This is a genomic window from Mesorhizobium sp. M7A.F.Ca.CA.001.10.2.1, assembly GCF_003998575.1.
Classification (GTDB): Bacteria; Pseudomonadota; Alphaproteobacteria; order Rhizobiales; family Rhizobiaceae; genus Mesorhizobium.
Map to the genome: position 1 here is coordinate 1 of NZ_RZQY01000689.1, position 3,151 is coordinate 3,151.

Annotated in this window: 4 protein-coding genes; 3 read left to right on the forward strand and 1 reads right to left on the reverse strand. The window is 64.1% G+C overall.

Going from position 1 to position 3,151, the window contains the following annotated elements; genetic code table 11:
• The 3 genes from EN964_RS30015 to EN964_RS30025 form a co-directional block, all read left to right on the forward strand.
• The coding region (locus tag EN964_RS30015) for an aldehyde dehydrogenase family protein (protein WP_127277107.1) at window positions 1–757 on the forward strand (757 nt) is incomplete at its 5' end.
• A gap of 187 nt (window positions 758–944) precedes the next feature.
• A complete protein-coding gene (locus EN964_RS30020; protein WP_127272470.1) occupies window positions 945–1,676 on the forward strand; it encodes an SDR family oxidoreductase in 732 nt (243 codons plus the stop codon).
• 218 nt (window positions 1,677–1,894) lie between these two features.
• Window positions 1,895–2,740: a fumarylacetoacetate hydrolase family protein gene (locus tag EN964_RS30025; RefSeq protein WP_127271132.1), complete on the forward strand. Its 846-nt coding sequence runs from the start codon at window positions 1,895–1,897 to the stop codon at window positions 2,738–2,740.
• Between the two features lie 165 nt (window positions 2,741–2,905).
• Here the strand turns inward: EN964_RS30025 and EN964_RS30030 are convergent.
• A partial coding sequence (locus EN964_RS30030; protein ID WP_127277109.1) for a TOBE domain-containing protein occupies window positions 2,906–3,151 on the reverse strand: 246 nt, incomplete at its 5' end.

Consider the following 3,151-nt stretch of genomic DNA (forward strand, 5'->3'; position numbering starts at 1 on the left):
GGGCAAGCTTGCCGGCGAAGTTGGGCTCGGCAGCCGCAAGGATATCCGCGATGCCGTCTCTGCCGCCCGCGGTGCCAAGGCCTGGCCGGAGGCGACCGCCTATAACAGGTCCCAGGTGCTCTATTATCTGGCCGAGAATCTTTCCGGCCGTGCCGGCGAGTTCGCCGCCCGTCTCACCGAATTGACCGGCGCTACGCCCAAGGCCGCGCGGGAAGAGGTAGAACAATCCATTGAACGGCTGTTCCTCTATGCCGGTCTGGCCGACAAGTTCGAGGGCCGCGTGCACCAGCCGCCGGCGCGTGCCGTGACGCTGGCGCTTCATGAACCGGTCGGCGTCGTCGGCATCGTCGCCCCCGATAGCTCGCCGCTGCTCGGTCTGATCTCGCTGGTCGCACCGGCGCTGGCCATGGGCAACACCGTGGTTGCGGTGCCGTCGGAGCGCTACCCGCTGCTGGCCACCGATCTCTACCAGGTCATCGAATATTCCGACATTCCCTCAGGCGCCATCAACATCGTCACCGGCCGCAGCGCCGAACTTGCCGGCGTGCTGGCCAAGCATGACGATGTCGACGGGCTCTGGGTGTTCGCCGACGCAGAGACCTGCGCCAAGGCGGAGGCAGAGTCCATCGGCAACCTCAAGCGCGTCTGGAGCGGCAATGGCCGCAGCCTCGACTGGGCATCCGACGAAGCCGCCGGCGACGCCTTCCTGCGCCGCGCCGTCGAGGTCAAGAATGTCTGGGTGCCTTACGGCGATTGATGTCCCGCCGGTGCTGTCGAGATCGTGTTCGGGCTTGACGCACGGACAGATGTTCTTTAACGAGAAAAAACATCTTTATCAGTGAACGGTCAACGGCGCAGGCTGCACGATCACGCGTGACTGGCACATGACGCCTTGGCCAGCCGCAGGTAGACCCGGACTATCCCCAGCGGACGAGGAGAACAGTATGTCGGATCTGGCAGGCAAGGTCGTTGTCGTCACGGCAGCGGCGCAAGGCATCGGCAAGGCGAGCGCACTGGCGTTCGCAAAAGCTGGCGCCATCGTCCACGCCACCGACATCAACGAGGCACTGCTGGCGGAACTCGCCAGGACGCCGGGGATCAAGACCCGCAAGCTGGACGTACTCAACGACGAAGCCGTCAACGCCGCCTTTGCCGAGATCGGCGTCGTCGACGTTCTGTTCAATTGCGCCGGTTTCGTCCATTCCGGCTCGATCCTCGAGATGAAGGAAGCCGATCTCGATTTCGCGCTGGATCTCAATGTTCGCGCCATGATCCGCACCAGCCGGGCCGTGCTGCCCGGCATGCTGGAACGCGGCGACGGATCGATCATCAACATGGCCTCGCTGGCCAGTTCAACCAAGGGCGTGCCCAACCGCTTCGTCTATGGCCTGACCAAGGCCGCCGTCATCGGCCTGACCAAGGCGATCGCCGCCGACTATGTCGGCAAGGGTATACGCTGCAACGCCATCTGCCCCGGCACGGTCGAGAGCCCGTCGCTGCAGGACCGCATGCACGCGCAAGGCGACTACGATGCCGCCCGCGCAGCCTTCATCGCCCGCCAGCCGATGGGCCGGCTCGGCACGCCGGAGGAGATCGCGGATCTCGCCGTCTATCTGGCCGGCGCCACCTATACGTCAGGGCAGGCCTACAATATCGATGGCGGCTGGTCGATCTGACTGCGGAAATCTTGCCGAGCCGGACGATCTGGCCCTTTCCCGGCGTTTGACAGGGGATCGAAGAGTCTGAAAATCCCGCGCGCCGGCTATCTTGTATGGCGATCGCGCTTGTCCGTAGTCAGGTCGATGGGTACGGTCCGCCGGTTCCTTGAAGGCGCAATCGCCTTGGCGGAAAGTTTGCAAAAGGCCACGAGGCCGCAATCAGGAGAAGGATTTAGATGAAACTGCTGCGCTATGGCGAGGTGGGAAGCGAACGTCCCGGCCTGCTCGATGCGGATGGAACGATCCGTGATCTCTCCGCTCACGTCACCGATATCGGCGGCAAGACGCTCGACCCGGCATCGCTGGCGGCACTGGCCAAGCTCGATCCGAAGTCGCTGCCGGCGGTTTCCGGCAGCCCGCGCCTTGGCGCCTGCGTTGCCGGCACCGGCAAGTTCATCTGCATCGGCCTCAACTATTCCGACCATGCCGCCGAAACCGGCGCCACCGTGCCGCCGGAGCCGATCATCTTCATGAAGGCAAGCTCGGCCATTGTCGGGCCGGATGACGACGTGCTGATCCCGCGCGGCTCGGAGAAGACCGACTGGGAAGTCGAACTGGCCGTAATCATCGGCAAAACCGCCAAGTATGTCAGCGAGGCCGATGCGCTCGACTATGTTGCCGGCTATAGCGTTGCCCACGACGTCTCCGAGCGCGCCTTCCAGGCCGAGCGGCAGGGCCAGTGGACCAAGGGCAAGAGCTGCGACACGTTCGGCCCGACCGGCCCATGGCTGGTAACCAAGGACGAAGTGGCCGATCCGCAGAACCTCAAAATGTGGCTGACGGTCAACGGCAAGACGATGCAGAACGGCTCGACCAAGACCATGGTCTATGGCGTCAAGTATCTGGTTTCCTATCTCAGCCAGTTCATGTCGCTGCACCCCGGCGACATCATCTCCACCGGCACGCCGCCCGGCGTCGGGCTGGGCATGAAGCCGCCGGTGTTCTTGAAGGCCGGCGATGTGGTGGAGCTGGGAATCGAGGGCCTGGGCCAGCAGAAGCAGACGTTCAAGGCTGATTTGTAGGCACTACATTTCGGGGTCAGCGCTGCCCCCTCATCCGGCCGCTTCGCGGCCACCTTCTCCCCGCTGGGGAGAAGAGGTGAGCGGCGGCGCTGACAATCTCCTCTCCCCTCGGGGAGAGGTCAGCCGAGCGAAGCGGAGGCTGGGTGAGGGGGGTGCGCCGCCGCGCTACTTCAGCACTTTCCCATCCGCACCAAACCGATACGTCTTCCCCGGATCCGGCGTCGCATACAGCGTCGCACCCGGCTCGGCATCATAAACACCGAAAATCCGCACGGTAATCAGACCGGCCTTCTCGCAATCGAGATAAAGGTTGGTGTCGGCGCCGAGGTGCTCGGCGTGCACCACCGTTCCCTTCCAGGCGCCGGATTTCGGATCGACGGTCAAATGTTCCGGCCGCACGCCGAGCACCTC